This is a genomic window from Paenibacillus sp. Z3-2 (genome assembly GCF_054161325.1).
Genome location: NZ_CP096397.1, coordinates 2,907,658 through 2,925,310, shown reverse-complemented (window position 1 = coordinate 2,925,310; position 17,653 = coordinate 2,907,658). Strand labels below are relative to the sequence as shown.

Annotated in this window: 14 protein-coding genes; 1 reads left to right on the top strand and 13 read right to left on the bottom strand. The window is 47.9% G+C overall.

Annotated features, from left to right (window positions below; translation table 11 throughout):
• Window positions 1-49 precede the first annotated feature (49 nt).
• From M1D71_RS13155 to M1D71_RS13120, 8 genes are all read right to left on the bottom strand, one after another.
• Complete coding sequence (locus M1D71_RS13155) at window positions 50-601, bottom strand: TlpA family protein disulfide reductase (RefSeq protein ID WP_458126819.1); 552 nt, start codon at window positions 599-601, stop codon at window positions 50-52.
• 2 nt (window positions 602-603) lie between these two features.
• Window positions 604-1,317: a heme ABC exporter ATP-binding protein CcmA gene (gene ccmA / locus M1D71_RS13150; RefSeq protein ID WP_458126818.1), complete on the bottom strand. Its 714-nt coding sequence runs from the start codon at window positions 1,315-1,317 to the stop codon at window positions 604-606.
• The gene (locus M1D71_RS13145) at window positions 1,310-2,131 is read right to left on the bottom strand and encodes an ABC transporter permease (protein WP_458126817.1); all 822 of its coding nucleotides are present in this window, start codon (window positions 2,129-2,131) and stop codon (window positions 1,310-1,312) included. Before M1D71_RS13145 ends, ccmA begins: the two co-directional genes overlap by 8 nt.
• A gap of 28 nt (window positions 2,132-2,159) precedes the next feature.
• Window positions 2,160-2,735 (bottom strand): nitrous oxide reductase accessory protein NosL, encoded by a 576-nt coding sequence (locus M1D71_RS13140; protein WP_458126816.1) that lies wholly within the window; start codon window positions 2,733-2,735, stop codon window positions 2,160-2,162.
• A complete protein-coding gene (locus tag M1D71_RS13135; protein WP_458126815.1) occupies window positions 2,732-4,057 on the bottom strand; it encodes a right-handed parallel beta-helix repeat-containing protein in 1,326 nt (441 codons plus the stop codon). The genes M1D71_RS13140 and M1D71_RS13135 overlap by 4 nt, the downstream gene beginning before the upstream one ends.
• A 383-nt stretch (window positions 4,058-4,440) precedes the next feature.
• Window positions 4,441-5,115, bottom strand: coding sequence for a bacillithiol biosynthesis deacetylase BshB2 (gene bshB2, locus M1D71_RS13130; protein ID WP_458126814.1), 675 nt, complete (start codon window positions 5,113-5,115; stop codon window positions 4,441-4,443).
• 23 nt (window positions 5,116-5,138) lie between these two features.
• Window positions 5,139-5,483, bottom strand: a complete 345-nt coding sequence (locus M1D71_RS13125) for a YojF family protein (RefSeq protein WP_458126813.1) — start codon at window positions 5,481-5,483, stop codon at window positions 5,139-5,141.
• A gap of 131 nt (window positions 5,484-5,614) precedes the next feature.
• Window positions 5,615-5,953 (bottom strand): antibiotic biosynthesis monooxygenase, encoded by a 339-nt coding sequence (locus M1D71_RS13120; RefSeq protein ID WP_458126812.1) that lies wholly within the window; start codon window positions 5,951-5,953, stop codon window positions 5,615-5,617.
• A gap of 271 nt (window positions 5,954-6,224) precedes the next feature.
• Between M1D71_RS13120 and M1D71_RS13115 the strand changes: the two genes are divergently transcribed.
• On the top strand, window positions 6,225-7,010 hold the full coding sequence (locus tag M1D71_RS13115; RefSeq protein WP_458126811.1) for a DUF817 domain-containing protein: 786 nt from the start codon (window positions 6,225-6,227) through the stop codon (window positions 7,008-7,010).
• Between the two features lie 180 nt (window positions 7,011-7,190).
• Here M1D71_RS13115 and M1D71_RS13110 read toward each other — a convergent pair whose 3' ends face one another.
• The 5 genes from M1D71_RS13110 to M1D71_RS13090 form a co-directional block, all read right to left on the bottom strand.
• Window positions 7,191-9,728 (bottom strand): glycosyl hydrolase family 95 catalytic domain-containing protein, encoded by a 2,538-nt coding sequence (locus M1D71_RS13110; protein WP_458126810.1) that lies wholly within the window; start codon window positions 9,726-9,728, stop codon window positions 7,191-7,193.
• A complete protein-coding gene (locus M1D71_RS13105; protein ID WP_458126809.1) occupies window positions 9,725-10,870 on the bottom strand; it encodes a glycoside hydrolase family 88/105 protein in 1,146 nt (381 codons plus the stop codon). The genes M1D71_RS13110 and M1D71_RS13105 overlap by 4 nt, the downstream gene beginning before the upstream one ends.
• A gap of 67 nt (window positions 10,871-10,937) precedes the next feature.
• Window positions 10,938-12,995: a glycoside hydrolase family 65 gene (locus tag M1D71_RS13100; RefSeq protein WP_458126808.1), complete on the bottom strand. Its 2,058-nt coding sequence runs from the start codon at window positions 12,993-12,995 to the stop codon at window positions 10,938-10,940.
• A gap of 43 nt (window positions 12,996-13,038) precedes the next feature.
• Window positions 13,039-15,333 carry an AraC family transcriptional regulator gene (locus M1D71_RS13095; protein WP_458126807.1) on the bottom strand — a complete coding sequence of 765 codons (2,295 nt, stop codon included), beginning with the start codon at window positions 15,331-15,333 and terminating at the stop codon, window positions 13,039-13,041.
• Between the two features lie 87 nt (window positions 15,334-15,420).
• The gene (locus tag M1D71_RS13090; protein WP_458126806.1) at window positions 15,421-17,652 is read right to left on the bottom strand and encodes a glycoside hydrolase family 88/105 protein; all 2,232 of its coding nucleotides are present in this window, start codon (window positions 17,650-17,652) and stop codon (window positions 15,421-15,423) included.
• Window position 17,653 lies beyond the last annotated feature (1 nt).

Below are 17,653 nucleotides of genomic sequence, written 5' to 3'. Positions count from 1 at the left end.
GGGCACCCCCGGCATCCCTGCCCCTTCTCTCACCACCAAACGCTTACGACTAGATACTTTCTTCGAGCCATTGCTGTAACGGGATATCCTCCGTCAGTTCGCCAAGCAGTATGTGACGGAACTCCCCTTCTTTATCAATAACCATCGTTGCAGGCAAACCCGTAATACGATACATGGCTGATATGTTGCCCGTCACATCAATGATCACCGGAAAATTAAACGCTTGCTCATCCATAAACTCACGGATCGTGCCCTTCGACTCCCCCACGTTAACAAACAGGGTTTCCACATCGTTCTGATAGTCTTGAGCGATCTGGTGAACGAGCGGCATCTCCCTTACACAGGGCGTGCACCATGAAGCCCAAAAGTTAATCATGACGGCTTTGCCTCGATAATCGGACAGTCTGACTTGTTCGCCTGCTGAATTAACCGCTGTGAACTCAGGGGCTTTTGCACCTGCTTGAATAGTGTTGCCTCGTTGCGCATCGGGTGTCGATACATTTTCGAAAATGGCCCATGCACCTGCGAGCAATGCGACCAAACCAATCAAAATTGTAAGTGTACGTCTGCTTTTAAAACTCTGCTTCTGCAATAAACTCACCTTCACTTTAGGCCAAGACTTTGATGAAATGCTGCATGGAGCGAACCGAATTGATCACGAAAGTCGTGAGTCGATCCCTCTCCAACATGACGTCCTTGATTCATGAATATCACCTGATCCGCAATATCGTCTGCGATCTCCAGCTGATGGGTCGAGAACACGACCATATGGCCATCCTGCTTGATTCCCTTGAGCAGCTGAGCTAATTCTTGCATCCAGAATGGGTCCAATCCATTCGTTGGCTCATCCATGATGAGCAGTGGAGGTTTGGACAGCACAGCCTGAGCGAATAACACACGTTGGCGCATGCCTTTGGAGAAGGTCGTAACCCGCTTGTTCTTTTGTTCCTGCAACCCTACCATGGTCAGTACTTCTTCTACCCTCGCCTTGGGAACTTTCCTCAGAGAAGCCCAGAACAGAAGGACTTCTTCTGCACTCAGCCCCTGGTTAAATTGATAATCGTCCGGCATATATCCAATCTGTTGCGAATAACGCTTACGCTCCTTCAACCATCGCACATTGTTCACCACAACCTCACCGGAGGTAGGCCGAAGAATTCCCGCGATCATACGCAGCACTGTGCTCTTCCCTGCGCCATTCCCTCCACAGAGGGCAAGCACTTGGCCTGAAGTTATGCGAAAGGAGATATTCTCCACAATCGGTTGCTTTTTAATGGATTTGCACAATTCCATCACTTCGAGTTCCACCTTATGCATGGGAACGCCCCCTCTCCCAGATCGCGTATACCGCCAGAACAGAGCAGATAATCCAGAACAGGCATATCCCGATGAAAATCCAACTGCCACTGGGTTGCTGCACCCACTCCACCCATCGATAATATTCCGGTCCCAGAATGGAGCCGCCCCCCAGTTTGATCACTACATACAAGCGCACCAACTCAGCCGGATTGATAAGAGTCAGTGTAATAAGCAGTGGTTTGACCCATAGATAAGGCATCAGTCCCAGCACAGAGAGCAACAGCGTCGGCCATCCAATGACAGCGAAGAACCACACGGTAACGGAGATCGTTAACGCCTGCCACCGATTGCCTGACAATGAACCGATAAATAGAGCGAGTGTCAAGAATAACAACACCAGTCCACAGGAAAATGCCAGAAAGAGAAGGTATGTCATGGCATCCAGTGGATTCCCGATCAAGCCGCTAATTACCCCCATCAGGCCGTATCCAAATGCAACAATGGTTATCAAGACAACCGAGAGCCCGAGATACTTCCCAACAATAAAGGACATCGTGCCGATGGGATACGTGGACAGCAGTTGCCAGCTGCCGTCTTCTTTTTCGGATGTTAACGAGAAGGAACCCAGAAACAGCGTCATTAATGGCATAAGGTAGAGAATGAGATTCAACATGGAACCTGTGGTGCCCGAATATCCTTCAACCAGATTCTGTGAATTCAGAAGTAACAAGCTTAAGCTAAAGAGGCAAAACAGGATCAGAAACGAATACGCCCAAGGATTGCGAAATCCCATTTTCACTTCTCGTCTTGCAATCTGTATCATATCTGACATCATTGATCACCATTTTCTATTGTCATTCCTAGTGGCCTGACTCTTCTTTCATCTCACCTTCCTGATGCATCTCATTACCGTCTCCTTCTTCACCATGCCCATGATGCCCATGTTCACCCATCATGTCCATATTCTCTGTATTTTGTTTCCAGTCATGAGAAGCAAGATCCTCAGCGGTCATAATGGTTCCCACACCTTGCTCTGCAATGAAAGCTTCAGCCGAAGGCTTGTCCTTAAAGTTAAGAATGCCGTAGGCCATAGGCGTTCGCAAAGAAGCGTCGTACACGTACGTGGCTTTGCTGTATTCAATCCATTCCTTATCATTGTAATCACGCACATAGTCCATGCCGATGTTATCGGTGCCATTTTCTGTTTTCCACTGGTTCATGCAGCCGATATCATCGAACTTGTAATTTTGACCGTCTTTGGTTGTGAGCTGCGTTGCATACGCATCATCCTTCACCTGCATTTTACATATCACGCAGATATCCACGTCTTCATTGATCGGCAATGCCGCGTATTTTGGTCCGCAAGCTGTTAACAGTATAATTCCAAACATAAGTACCATGACCGTTGTCCATCTTCTTCTCAAGCTTTTGTTCATTTTCGCAATACCCCCATATAGATGATTATAAAAGTTGCCAGACCCAACAGAACTAGCCCAAACATCCACACCATATTGGAACCTGTAGCCGTTTCCACTGACATGTGGAGATCAGATTCCATATCCATGCTCATTCGTGGCGACTTGTCGGTAGTCCATTGATCTCTGCCCTCCGTAAACAAGTCACTCAGAAAGACCATGCCCGGTGATTGAAAAAAGAGCTGATACGCTGAATTTCGACTAACCAGTTGCTCATAAAATGGATTGATGGCATAGGAAATTTCACTGATCCCATCCTGATTCAGGTCGAGTCCCTGAAAAGAGTCCCAGTAATTCTCCATCATGACATTATTCGGGCTATCCAGTGCGGAAGCCTCAATGACGTTAGAAACCAATCGGTTACGTGTAAACTCATTAGCTTCTGCCAGGACCAGCTGGATTCCAACAAAATTCCGAAGCACCGCATTGCCACGGATCTCATTGCCTGAGGATTCTGCAATATTCATGCCGACACGATTACCCTCCACTACATTGTTGTGAACAGAGGACTGATGTACGTCATACAACAGAATTCCTTGGGAATGAACATTGCTACTCTGTTTGCGAAAAGAATTCCCCGAGATAACCGTATTCTTGACGCCCATAATCATGGCACCTGTCATGTTCTCTTCTCCTGTATTATCCATGACAGAAGAGCCGTCAATGTACATACAATGAATGCCATACCTTGTATGTAACAGCCTGTTATTTTGCACCGTAGACTTGCGACTGTTCTCCAGATAGATTCCATCTCTCATGCCGGTAATCTCATTGGCTTCAATGTAGCTGTCATGCGAGTTGTACAGATCGATGCCATTCCCCTTCTGGCTGCTGGAAGCAGTATTCGCCCCGATCCAAGTAATGTTGTTCCGCTGAATCGTCGCCTGAATCGAATTCCGGATAATCATTCCAAAGCCTTGGGTCTGAATATGCAGATCGGTGATCTCACTGTTTTTTGCTTCCACCTGAATCGCTGCGGTCGCTTCATTTGCATCATGTTCAATCGTAAACCCACTCAACTTCACCCCATCCGAACGAATGGTTACCGTAGAAGTGGCCTCCGTATTCATTACGATGACCGTAGAATCGCCCTGAATGGTAATGCTCTTATCAATGATTACAGGGCCCGAATAGCGACCTGCTTCAAGCTGAATGACGTCTCCAGGGACAGCACGGTCAATCATCGGTTGCAAGGGAATGAGGTCCCGATGTCCAGAAGAGGCCTTGATCGCACCGTGCGGAAGAAAGAGTAGAAGTATCATCATTCCTATCAGAAAAATCAAAACCAGAACCCTTCTTTTGTTGCATATGCCGAACTCATCTAGCTCTGTCCAAGGATTACCCATGAATCTTCACGCGCAATTCTGGCTTCTTGTTACAGTTGCTTATTGCTGTGGCAATGCATTCAACGAGTCTTGCGTTAATCCCATATATACGTTGGTTGTACACACCATCCCTCCATTCCACTTAAAATCTAACATCTCATGACTCTCATCCATTGAAGCTCAGCAACAAATGAAGCGTTACCACATTCCTGATCATAGTGTACTTAAAACGATATTTTTTCCATATAGCTCAATTAGGCTATAGACGCCCCATTTATGTGTCGATATTGTGATGTAAACCAAAAAAAAGCCGCCATATAGGCGACTTCTAAGCAATTATATTATTCAAATGGATAGGTCCAAAATGTTTCTTTGCCAAAACGTTTCTTGATTTCTTCATTATTCAGCTCACGGTCTCCTACAAGCTCTGCTGCCTGGAACTGTGAACGATGGGCACGAATGGATGCCATTTTTTGGTCCAAAAATCCAGTTACGTCAACGAATACATCCGCTTTGCCAATATACTGTTCCTGATTGTTAGCGAACGCCGCACAGTGAACCACCGGACGCTCAGCCACAGGAAGTTGAGCAATGGTACGAATGACAGCGGCTCCCGTCGCATCATGGTCGGGATGTACGCTGTACCCTGGATAGAAAGTGAAGACCAGCGTAGGGTTTAACTCCTTAAGTAGCGCCATGATGGTGCCTTCCAGTAACTGTGGATCTTCGAACTCCAGCATTTTATCGTGGAAACCCAGCATCCTGAGGTCCTGAATACCTATCGCTTCAGAAGCTGCGATGAGTTCCTGTTTACGGATGGCAGGCAACGTTACTCTGTTGGCAAATGGAGGAATCCCCATGTTTCGCCCCATCTCGCCAAGTGTTAGACAAGCATAGGTTACATGGGCACCGCCATCTATGTATTTGGCTAACGTTCCCGATACAGAGAAAGCTTCATCATCTGGATGTGGATACACTACCAAGATGCGCTCATGCTCGTTATGTGTAGTATTCATGGTTATTCCGTCCTCCGCTTTCATTAGAACATCTCCCGACTCAGTTGTAACGCCACAACCAGCTTGCCTTGGCTGTCGTGACCAGCTAGAATCAGTCTTTCTTCTTCCTGCTCATCAATGTGTGTAAGGCCTTCGGCGTAGATCCAACCTTGAGTTGTTTTCAGACCAACCCGGTAAGGACCTGTACCTGAGATGGAACCCTTCGTATATCGAATGGCCGCATTGGTAATGAATGCCGATGCTGGATGTCTTGTACTGTCCATGTGTTGTGCGTAAGCACCTGACGTGAGTTCTAGATGTACGTATAAGTCCTGATCAGCAAGATTATTGATCCGGAGCTGAATGTCTTGAGGTTTTATCGGTTGCATGGCGGCCTCCTTGTCTAATGTAATTGTTCGAATTTCATTTTAACATAACCACGAGAGAATATACATGGAAGGACCATGCCACCTGATCATAGAGCCTTCTATTAGAATCGGGCAACTCTGGGATGAACTACCTATAGTCCTTGTTCAGAACTGCCGCTGCCTGTCTTCACCGTCTGTACCTGATACATATTTACAGTTGTGCTTATCAGATAATCCGGTTTCTCCTGTGTTCTTTTCTCACGGTGGCCTTTGAGATGTACATCACTTTTCTCCCAGTTCTTCCATGCTTCTTCCGATTCCCAGCGTATGATGACCATCACTTCTTCGTTCTCTGCATTTTTCTTGTTAACCATGACACTGAAATCAATCAGACCGGGCATGTCCACAACCGGAGTTGGACCACTGAAACGTTCCACGACCTTATCGCTATTTCCCTTTTTGACAATGATGCTTCGAGTTTGAATCAACATAATAACTCCTCCTGATAGTCGCATGCCTCACATTATGCAAGACATGATAACATGTTTTATTCTCTTATTTTAATCTAAATGAAAATCATTATCAATGAAGAGGGTTCATTTACATTTGAAAACAAGAACAGATCAGCGTGTTTTTTTCTCTTTTTATTCATCGATGATCTCTATATGATGGAGTGTAGGCAAAAAAACGCCCATGATGAACACCCTTAATTCATATCATTAAATTGTGCTCAAACATGTTTGGAAAGGAGTTAAACTTGACTTGAAATCTCTAATACAACTACTTCATTTCGGCTATCATCAGGCGATGAGCTGCATATTTCCCGTAGCGATCTTTGGAACACTGGCCCTATCCAGCGTAATTCCGATCCCTTTCCTTCATCGATATGATGCCATTCTGCTTGTATTGCTCGCTGTGCAGTACCTGATGTATCGAAGCGGCTTGGAGACTCGGGATGAAATCAAGGTCATCTGTGTATTTCACATTATTGGCCTGGTGCTGGAGATCTATAAAGTATGGATGGGATCTTGGTCTTACCCTGAGCCAGCTTACACCAAAATCCTGGGAGTCCCTCTTTATAGTGGATTCATGTATGCAAGTGTAGCCAGTTTTATGTGTCAGGTGTGGCGAAGACTGCGAATGGACATGACCGGATGGCCTGGTTTTGCACCTTCCATTCTGCTCGGAGCAGCGATCTATATCAACTTTTTCACCCATCATTTTATTCCTGATTTTCGCTGGTGGCTGACTGCGCTTGTATTTATTGTCTTCTGGAAAACCTGGATTATCTACCGGGTACGAGCAACGACCTATCGAATGCCGTTATCGCTCGCTTTTATCATTGTCGGTTTCTTCATCTGGACTGCAGAGAACATCGCTACATTCTTCAATGCCTGGAAATATCCAGATCAGCATGATGCGTGGCAGCTGGTTAGCTTTAGTAAGATCAGTTCGTGGTTCCTGCTGGTCATCATCAGCGTCATCATCGTTGCTCAGCTCAAATATGTGAAGGCCAATCGAACCGCAGGTGATTCAAAGTCCAGTTAACTATTCATTCTCTAACCGTAAAACAGCAGCAATCTTAGACTCGTACATAAAGTCTTCGAATGCCGCTGTTTTTTTGCTGTGCTAATGTACTCGTCAACTGCTCACAACCTTAAAAGTATCCTAATCAACTATCAACCTACACGTAGAAAAGGCTACCAAAATGGCGACTCTTTATACGTCTTATGCATCAAATACTGCTATCTGTTCCAGCACTAGTTCCCCTCCAGCTTCAATTTCAAGCTCATAGATGCCATTCTCATCAAGTTCACATAGGCAGGCAGTTCTGCTGAGCATCTCGCCTCCTTTCACCCATTCAGGAATATGAAGCTTCGTATTGATCCGCCGATCCGCGACAAGTTCTGCCCGGAAGAAGCCCGAGCTCCGATTCCATGTACAGGATATTCTACCTCCTGGTAAGCACCAGTCATGAATGGAACCTCGTACCCACCGTTCTGGCAATGCCGGCAGCAGCTTGATGCGATGTTCTGACACATAGAGCAGCATTTCTTGTACTGCATTAACCCAGCCCATGTTGGCATCCAGCTGAATCGGAGCTGCAGGCATGGACATACATACCCCCATATTGCGCCAGTCATTATGCAAGGTATACCCATTACTCAGTACACAGGAGCGCGCAAGAATATCGAGACTTTCCAGCGCCCGCTCACCATTGCCAAGTCGAGCATATATGGACGACATATGTGCAAGGGACCAGCCACTCTGAGCACCAAGCCTTCGCTGATCAACTGCTATCTCGAAAGCCTGAAACAATTCTGGCTGTTCTTCACGGGTGACCTCCTGTCCTGGAAATACAGGATACAGGTGCGATAGATGACGATGATCACGTCGATCTTCAAAAGCAGGATGCAGCCATTCTTTCACAGCTCCCTCCGATTGAAGAAGATAATCAGGCATACGCTCTAGCATGGCTTCCCAACACGGAATCATAGTCGTATGCACACTGACTAGTCGGCTGGCTGCAATGACATGCTGTAGCAGTTCTTTAATAATGGCAACGTCCATAGTCGCATTGATGGCTGTAGGCATAGGGTGGGCCAGTGGCTGTCCATGCTTAGGCATAAAATTCTCAGGTGTATTCTCTGGCGAAACAGACGGGTATATTTTATACTTTCCGTCTTCACCCAGCACCAGAAAATCTTCATAGAACTGAAGGGCCTCCTTCATGAAGGGCAAGGCTTCCTCCAGCAGAAACTGCTTATCCCCAGTGAACTGATAATGTGCATAATAATGTCTGGCGATCCATCCTGCTGCTCCCGTCCAATTCATGATTACCGGAACAATCTGGTTAGGCACCCCGATACCCGGTGTTGTTCCAGCGGGAATGTAAATCCCGCGGCAGCCATATAGCTTGCGGGCATTGTCCCGAAAGTCATCCATTAATCCGTTGTAATAGCGGAACAACGAACGATTCAGATTGGATAAACCACCTACCGCAGTGTGCCAGTACATCATTTGCACATTCTCATTCGCCATATTGTGGCCCCAGATCAAACGATAATCTCCACCCCACAAGCCGTATAATCCAAATGGCAATCCGCTATGTTCAGAGGTTCCGCTGATAAATAGATATCGACCATAGGCCCACATTTTGCGCACGAACCCTGTAGGTGCTTCACCTTCATAGGCTTCCAGAAGCAAGTCTTCATTACAGCGCCCGTCATCCGTTTCATCATCCAGATCAAGATCAGCGGACCGAAACAACGGTTGATGCAGTGAGATATGCCGATTCAGCAACGTATTGTAGTCGCTCTCAAGCGATGCGAGTTCCTGCTTCAACCGTGTCCATTCCTGCGCTCGTCTGCCCGTAGCAAACATTTTAACAAGTACAAGCACTTTTCCAGAGGTATGGAAATGAAGTTGCCTGCTAAGCATGTCTTCGTTAGGTTCGCTTTCCTTTTGTTGATCATGACTCGCACCAGGTATTTCGTTCAATTGGATCAGTCGCAGCACTGCTCCGTAGTCCTGTCCATCGTCATTCTGCCCGCCATAGCACAGGTATTCTCCACGATCATCCTGGTCGTTTCTCATTGTAATAGACGACTTTAGTACGTTGAACTCATCGTCTTCTCTCACCCGGTCGCCCTGTGGGAATAGCAGGCCTATCGTCCCCGACAGCAATGAATGCCCAGCCGAACCTGTTCCCTGCGCACTTACTCCATCTTTCACTCTATGAGTCTGGATCTCATAGACAATACAATCGTCTGCACGTGAGACGAACAGACTTCTTGTATAGTTGTGACTTCCGTCCTGCCAGCGCACATGAACTTCCCCTGTGTCCATATCCAGTTCCCGGTGATATTTGCGAAAAGCGTTATTACACGTCATGCCCACCGTCATTGTAGCCAGTGGATATCGGGAGGACAACCTGGACGTGTAACCTTCTGCTTGCAGTGTACGGGTCAGATGCCAGCTTGCCTCCAAATATTGTTCCTCATCCATTAACTTACGGGTTTCTGATAAGGTATGACTGACATCGGGCAGCTCATCTTTGCGCCCCCAATGCCATAATTCACTGTGCTGCAAGAGAACGGTCTCCGCTTGAATTCCGCCTTGCACTGAAGCACCAAGTTTACCGTTTCCGGAAGGTAGCGCTTCTCGCCACATCCCTTTCCACCAGGAAGAGGGATATTTCAGCAACATCTTGTTCCTGTCCGACCGTATGCCTGTTGTATCTGTATGGTCTGTGTGTTGATTCACGCTTCTTCCGCCCCAAGTCTCTCCATCTCAATACTGGCTAGCAGGAATGGGGCTACGCCCATCTGCACATCGCTAACGACCTGTTCACTGATGTAATATTCATAAGAACCGTCCCGATACTTCTTCCCACCGAGTCCGGCACCATGACAGATGTGGTGCAGATGCACCCCTTTTTCATCTTCAGTGACCAACCGCTTCAATATGCCTGCATAGGCATGATCAACGACTTCACGGTCCAGTTCAGCCAGATAATGTAATCGGAGGCCTTTGGCGAGTGCATAGGTCAGCATACAGGAAGCAGAGGCTTCCAGATAATTTCCTGCTCTTCCGTTCTGATCCATCACTTGGTACCAGAGTCCACTATCATGATCCTGAGCATGAGCAATCGCATGGGCCATTCGTTCAAATATGCCCATGATCTGTCCGCGCTGTGGGTGATCCACGGGAAAGTGCTCCAGTGCATCCACCACGGCCATTGCATACCATCCCATGGCCCGGCCCCAAACATGAACGGATCGACCAGTATCTTGAGCGCACCAACGTTGTTCCCTGCTCTCATCCCAGGCATGATGGAGTAGGCCATTACGCGGATTACGAGTCTTTTGCTCGATCAACAAAATCTGTCGTGCCACTTCATCGAAGCTCTCGGGATGATCGAAGGTGCTCGCATATTCCGCCAAAAAGGGTGAAGACATATAAATGCCATCCAGCCACATCTGAAACGGATATATTTTCTTATGCCAGAATCCACCTTCACTTGTCCGGGGCTGTCCTTTAAGCTGGTCAACCAGGTGCTGAATCGCCTTAACATATTTGTCATTGCCGGAATTCTTCCACTGGCTGAACAGATTTTTGCCTTCATTGATCATATCCAGGTTGTAATCATTCAACCGGTAGGTCCGAATGGTGCCGTCATTCTCGATGAGCTCATCCATGTGACGCGAAACAAGTTCCGCGTAGCGGGATTCTTGATTCCATTCGGCGGCGCGTTCCAGTGCCATCAGCGTCATTCCGCCCACATAGCCCCATTTGCCTGCAATCTTGGGATGATTGCCATTCTGACATTCGGAAAGCAAGGTATCTGCTATTTTGACAGACATTCTTCGTTCCTGTGTCACTGACTTTGTCGAAGTTCCAACCATATCGAAATCCTCCTTCTGATGGATTAGGCCATCTGTACCGTTCTTTCGGGGTTTAACGTTCTGATGATTACATCAAAGGATGAAGACCTTCCCACTTCACAGTCCAGCTTCCATCCCGTGGAAATCCTGGATTCGCTTGTTCTCCTGCCCCTGTCCAGCCGGCAGCCATCATGGCGACAGCGGTTAGGAGACCTCCGTTCCCGGGAAGATATGCCCACAACCCCGCTCTCTGATAGTTGTGTCCATTAGGCAAATACGTGTTCTTCGTGGCATCCATCAACAGGAAATCCACCGCAAGCTCTGGTTCATTCAATCTGGCTGCGGTCATCGCGCACATTGGAAAATCCCAACCCCAGGCGGATTCCCAGTCCCAGCACTCTTTGACCTTGAGCAACGTATTTCTCATGATTTCCGGATCGATTAATGAACCTGGCAATAGTCCAAGTGCTCCAACCATCGAGGGATGATCGTGGTTCTTAACGGTGTAAGTGTCCGGACAATTCTCGTGTGCGAGATACACGCCGTTCTCATGTCGAGGTTTAGCCATGTGCGAAGCCACTCTTCGCCAGTCTGGATTGACTGGATGATTCAAACGCTCTGCCCACAAGATGGCTATCTCCAAGCCGAATTTCCAGTACTCCAGTTCATAGGGTGGATTCAAACTATCGTTCATGGCGTGATTCTCCTGCGCAGGGATAAGCGGCGGACCTAGCACATACGCTTGCCTTTTCCCATCCCAGTGGGCATAAGACACCATAAAGTCAGCCGCTTCAAATACGATATCCTTATATCTTGTTAACATGGCAGGATCAGGCCGGGACAGATAACACATCTCAGCTAGTGCCGTGGGATGTGGTTGTTGCCAAATCAATCCCGGAGCTACCGGCGACGGAGTCTGATGCCCGTTATAACCCACCATTTTGGGCCATCGCGCGCCGACATAACCTTGAGAGCGTGCCAGTTCGCGGGCTTCTGGCAGGATGGTGAGGTACCAGTCCATACTCTTGCACAACAAATCGGTCCGATTCCAGAGCGGAAAATGCGCTGCATGCCACCAATGCATCTCCAGATGCATTTTGCCGAACCAGCTGTTGTACATATATCCGGTCTCCTGTGGCGGCAAGGAACCACCGCTGTGCACCGCACTCAGGAACTGGGATAGGACTACTCTGCGCTCCAGTTCGGCGGCACGCGGATCTGAACTGCCTTCAAAATTAATCACTCCGCCATCGTTCCAGAACTGATTCCAGTGGACCGAGCTTGATCGCAACACTGCATCTGCTGGCAAGGTTTCCGGCTTATGTGCAGCAAAAGATACACTGCACGACCAGATGTCCGAGTCTGGTACGGCCTCGGGAGATAGTGTGAATTCATGAGTTCCCGTCTGTTCCAGCTTGCCTGCGTCCCAGATCCATTCCAATGCATACTCATCTTCATCCAGCACACGTTTCAATGATGCGGAAGTCGAAGTGACCGGTGTCAACACAGTAGAATGTCTGTCATGTTCATTCCAGTCGGGGAATACTGATTTTGACCAGCTCCGGTGTGTCATATCAGGGGATGGAAATACAATAAACAGTTGCAGACGCTGTTTACGGATTAAGCCGGATTGTACACGAATGGCGATACAATCTAACCGTGGGTCACAGGCTGTCTCTACACGCACTTCTTCCCCCTGCACGGTAAATTCACTGTGCAGAATTCCAGTCCATAGATTCAGTTCCTGACGTACCGGGAGGACATGGGTGACGTCCGTCTCCCGGCCATCTTCTCCTAGCAAACGAAATGAAATGCGTCCAAGCTGAAGTCGATGCGGGTTCTGCCTAAGCCAGTGATAGGCTTCATCCTTGTCTTCCGGCTTCATGGGATATAAGACTTTGCGGCCATATGTCTCAAATACCTGATAGACAATATCCTCATCTCCGAATACGTGATGACCGCCTGTATAATGCCAACCCCAGTTGGATTGTGTACCGAGAGGTATTTCATACAGATCTGGAAACGTCTGAAGTCCCGTAAAATCAGCGCTGAACGCAAATTCTCCATTACCCACCGATAAAGGCGATCTCGGCTCAAGCTGCGTTAATACCGGATGATTTCTTCTGACAACTGATTGTCGATCCATCAATGGGTCTGCCTCCTTGTCATTCTATGGGTTCAAGTATGGGTCAAGATTCCCGTAGTACACCGCTGCGGCTTCGCATTATTTCTCTGTACTTACCTGGTGTAATGTCTTTGTATTTTCGATACACACGAATAAAGCTGTTCTCATGCTGATAACCCACCATCGTTGCGATCTCGGAAATTCTGTAATCCGTATCCAGCAATAGTTCACAGGCACGTTCCATCCGAAGTTTAGTGAAATATCCGTGGATGGTATCACCCATCTCCTGCTTGAACAACTGGCTTGCCAAACTGCTTCCGATCCCGGCATGCTCGGCAATCTCCTGAATGCTTACCGGGTCTTCCAGATGCTTGTTCATAAACGTAATCATCTGTTGGCACAGTATGAAATCCTTGCTGAGCATAAGGCTACCGAACCAATCAGCCAAACCTTCGATCTGGCTTCGCAGCACTTCACAGACAGCCTCCAGATGCATGGTCCGCATATCCACCATTTCGAGTCCGCAACCTTCTGTCTCCCGCTTTAGGCGAATTCGTTCAAGTGTAGCTGCAACAGCTTCAAGAAAAGCCAGCGCTGATGAAGGTTGCCATTGCTCGTGCGTCATTCGACCGATTATTTTGTCAAAATTCCTTAGGGCTTCTTCGCCTCTGCCTGCTTCAACGGTCTCCGTCAGTTGAGTCATGAATTCATGTTCTTCCGATGTATTCCCGGTCGGTTGCAGACCCGAGATCTCTTCAAACGAAATAACTCGCTCATACCCCCGGTACAATCTGTAATCCAGCGCACTCTCCGCCTCATGCATGGCTCGCTGAAGTCGCATGAGTCCGTCGTGCCCCCCGCTTACACCGCTCGACACCTGAAACTTGAGTAAGCGGGGAATCATGCCAATCGTCTCTCGTATTGCTGTCGCTACGCTCATTCCCCCGCCAGAATCAAGTGGTTGCAGCATTACGAGCATCCGGTCTCTGCCCAGATCGGCAGATAACACTCGCCACTGTCCAGACAACAGTTCAGCAATGATGTTACCAATGGCAAATTTCAGCAGGGAGTGATCCGACTTCGTAAAGCGTTCACACCAAGCCTGATAATTGTCAATCGACAACATGGCAATAGATAGTGACTCATCGCTCCAATCCTTGAAGTAACGGCACCATTTCTCGTTAATTTCCCGACTTCCTGTCATATGTCCGTTATAAATATCCGTCAGAAATTTGGATGAAGCTTCCGGAAGGGTCTGCCTGAGATTAATGGCCTGCTGAGCATGATCCGTTAACAATTGACCCGTTATTTTCTCCAGATCGATCTGTTCCGGATGGATTCTCTCCTGGTCGTACCCACTCAGTAATTGCCTCATGCGTCTTACCGGTCTAAAAGCAGCTGCATTGTAAAATGTGATCGTAGCCGCTCCTGCTGCAAGAGCCAACAGAGATACGATAAAGACAATATTGCGGATCTTCTGTGCATTAGCCAGCAGACTGTCTTGTGATATCACGGACAGATAGCGCCATCCGGTGTACGGTGAAATGACCTGTGAAGCCAGTAAAAGCTTACCTTCATGCTTAAACTCACCAAGCTTTTCACCGTCCAGTTGGGTGAGCACATGACTGACCGCTTCCTCTCCAACAGCATAGTTGCCGAGATCATATAAAGGCTGGTTGTTGGTGTCGAGGATGAACCGATGGCTGTCAAGGTCGGAGACGGATGAGAGCAGCATGTGCTCGAACATCTGCTCTGTCTTGAAATTGACTGCGATAATCCCTTTCAACTCGCCAGCGATCATTATTTTTCGGTAAAGTGTAATTTGCGGCATGGACGCACCAGAAGAAGTGGAAATCTCACGTTGCTTGACCAGCATGGGACGCTCTTCAAGTTCATCCGCAACGCCAACCCAATCCGAATCCGGGAAATAAACCTTGCTGGAGCTGTAACCTTGTGGGAAGGCAACGATGCTCTCCCGATTCATATCATAAATGTAAGCGCTCTTAATAAAGGACGTACTACTGATTAAGGTTTCCAGAAATTGTACCAGTTCCGTAATATTGCGGTATGATCCCTGTACTTCATTGGTGAGAAATCGGTATACATTACTGTTCAGTGCAATTTTCACTGCAATCTGGTCACTTTCCCGGATCACTTCATCAATATCATTCATGCTGATACGCAGCATCTGGTGTTGCGGCTCACTTAATTCTTGCTGTAACACCGACTTGGAAGAATAATACGTCGTCATCCCCACCGCAATAATAATCATGAAGACAACAACAGTCAGAATCAGCAGCAGCCGGGTCTGGGTATTAGTGACATTGAATTTTAGCCACTTCAAGAAGGAAAGGGTCACAATTATCCCACCTCATATGCAATATACCGATATTATACCGTTCCCATATGCCCAATACGACCCGGTCCAACAGCCTATTTTCTCCCTCTAAAAAGATGATTCCTCCAATTTCTCCGGTGTTCCGACCCTTTCCGCTGCGAAAATCGGCGTGTTTGTCTGCCATTCCTGCATGGAAATAGTTTCAAGCCCAGCAAGAAGTACAATGCCGATCCCATGGGTATCATTCAGATTCCATCCCAGTTCATGCTTGTAATAGTGATTCGTGAAGGAGTAGCTGGAGCCACGACATACGCCGTATACATTGCCTCTTTTATCAATTGTGCGCTCTGAAAGCCCCTTCCACCCTTGATGCGCCGCTTGTGCATACGGTTTCGGATCTAAAAGCCAGCCCATTCGAACACCCCGGGCATATGCATAGATGAACATGGAGGTACAGGATGTTTCCTCATAAGACTCCGGGTCCGTTAATACCTGATGCCACAATCCGTTTCTGCCCTGCAATGCCAAGTACCCTTCACACAATTCCCTGTAAAAATGAATGAGAGCTGTATACGATGAATGCTCTTGAGGAAGCACCGTCAGCAGCTCCGACAAAGAGAACAGCACCCAGCCATTGCCACGGCCCCACGGGGTCTGTGTTGGCTCACCTCGCTCCACATCGAATACATGAGACATGATTTGACGTTCTGGAATGTACAGATACTTTTTATACAAAAGAACCTGTCTTGCCGCTTCATCCAGCAGCTTATCGTCACCCGACCATTCGGCGTACCTGCACAGGAACGGGGTGCTCATATACAGATCATCACACCACATCGTGTTATCCATTGATCTGGAGACACCAATCTTGCGGTATAAAGTGCCATCTTCCAGACGGGACTGTTGATGCAAAATATAGTCAGCGATATGAGCTGCCGTCTCTGAAACGCCGTCCAACTTGCGTTCCCGATCGGCAAGCAGCATGGTGGCACCGAAAGAACCACAATCGTCCAGGCTGTCGATATGGGAGAGCTGATTATTCAGCCCAGCTGCACCATAACGTTCTCTGTCCCATAAGGAGTAGCTGAAACGTGAAGAGGCAAATTCAATGTGATTCAGCACGTAATCTCGAATATCCGATCGCTGACCCACTTTGCCAAGCTGAAGTAATCCGTATAACGTGACGCCTAGAGGATAGTTCCATCGGCCGAACCATTCATTTTCCAAAAATGGACGTACCTCTCCGCCTGGTAGCTCTGTTCGCCAGTATACGTCTTCACCTGTTCCACTAAGAATAGTCCGTTTCATTTTCTGGCAGGAACCCAGATCAATCTCCTGTTCCGCTTGAAAAGGACCTATGAAAAGCCACTTGCCTCTGTGCCCTTTCACATCCAGTGCAGGCATCAACATCTCATCTGTAGTTGTATCCATACGGAATCCCCAATCCCGATCTCCACATGTACAGTTCGCTGTCAGATCTTGCACGGCAGCAGACAATGGCAGCTCGAAACGGAAGCGTCCTGCCTGCTTTTGATGGAATACTACCTTGCCGTCCACCGAGAACTCAATCGGGCTGTAGGCCTCGCCGGAGATTAGCACAGTCTCCTTGCCACAATTCCTACCATTTATCTTCGTCCAAGCATAAGCAGACATGCCACTCGTCAGTCCATACATCCGTGCCAACTGTCCATAAGACGATGGCTTCTCGGGGTCTTCCTCCCGAGGCAACCAGTTAACGCCAGTGGCCTTCTCTCGCATGGGGCCAGATGGGATTTCCGACAACGGAATATCCAATGGCGCTGTGTAAAGCCAGCCTTCTTCCCCATCACGTTCGAGTGTAGGCACAATAAAGTGAAGTGGTCTGTTCTTCCGGGAGCCGGTGCCAAACTGGCCACCTACCCCTATTTTGCCTGATTTGAATTCAAGAACGAAATGATTCCAGCCTCTGACCAGTCCACATTTCAGTTTCAGAACAGGAACCGCTGGATATTCCTCTTCAGGTGCAGAACCATAGATCAGCACCCCATTATGATATAGCCTAACAGGTCCGAAGCAGGTGATATGAAAAACAAAATCCTGATCACTGTCGCTCCAAAGTTTCGCCCAAGTATAGACCTGTTGACCTTTCCTCATGTTGGGAAACATATCCCCCAGTGGGAAGACGTAGCGGTGATCCTCACACTTACGCACCGGTCCTGATCTGCTTACTCTGTAGACCGGGGGATGCGGAGGATTGGCTCCAATATACCTTCCCGCAATGCTCATCAGGGCGTGCATAACGTCTTCACCACTCTGATAAGCCATACTCTCCTCCGGTTCGAAATAAACATGTCTGCTCATG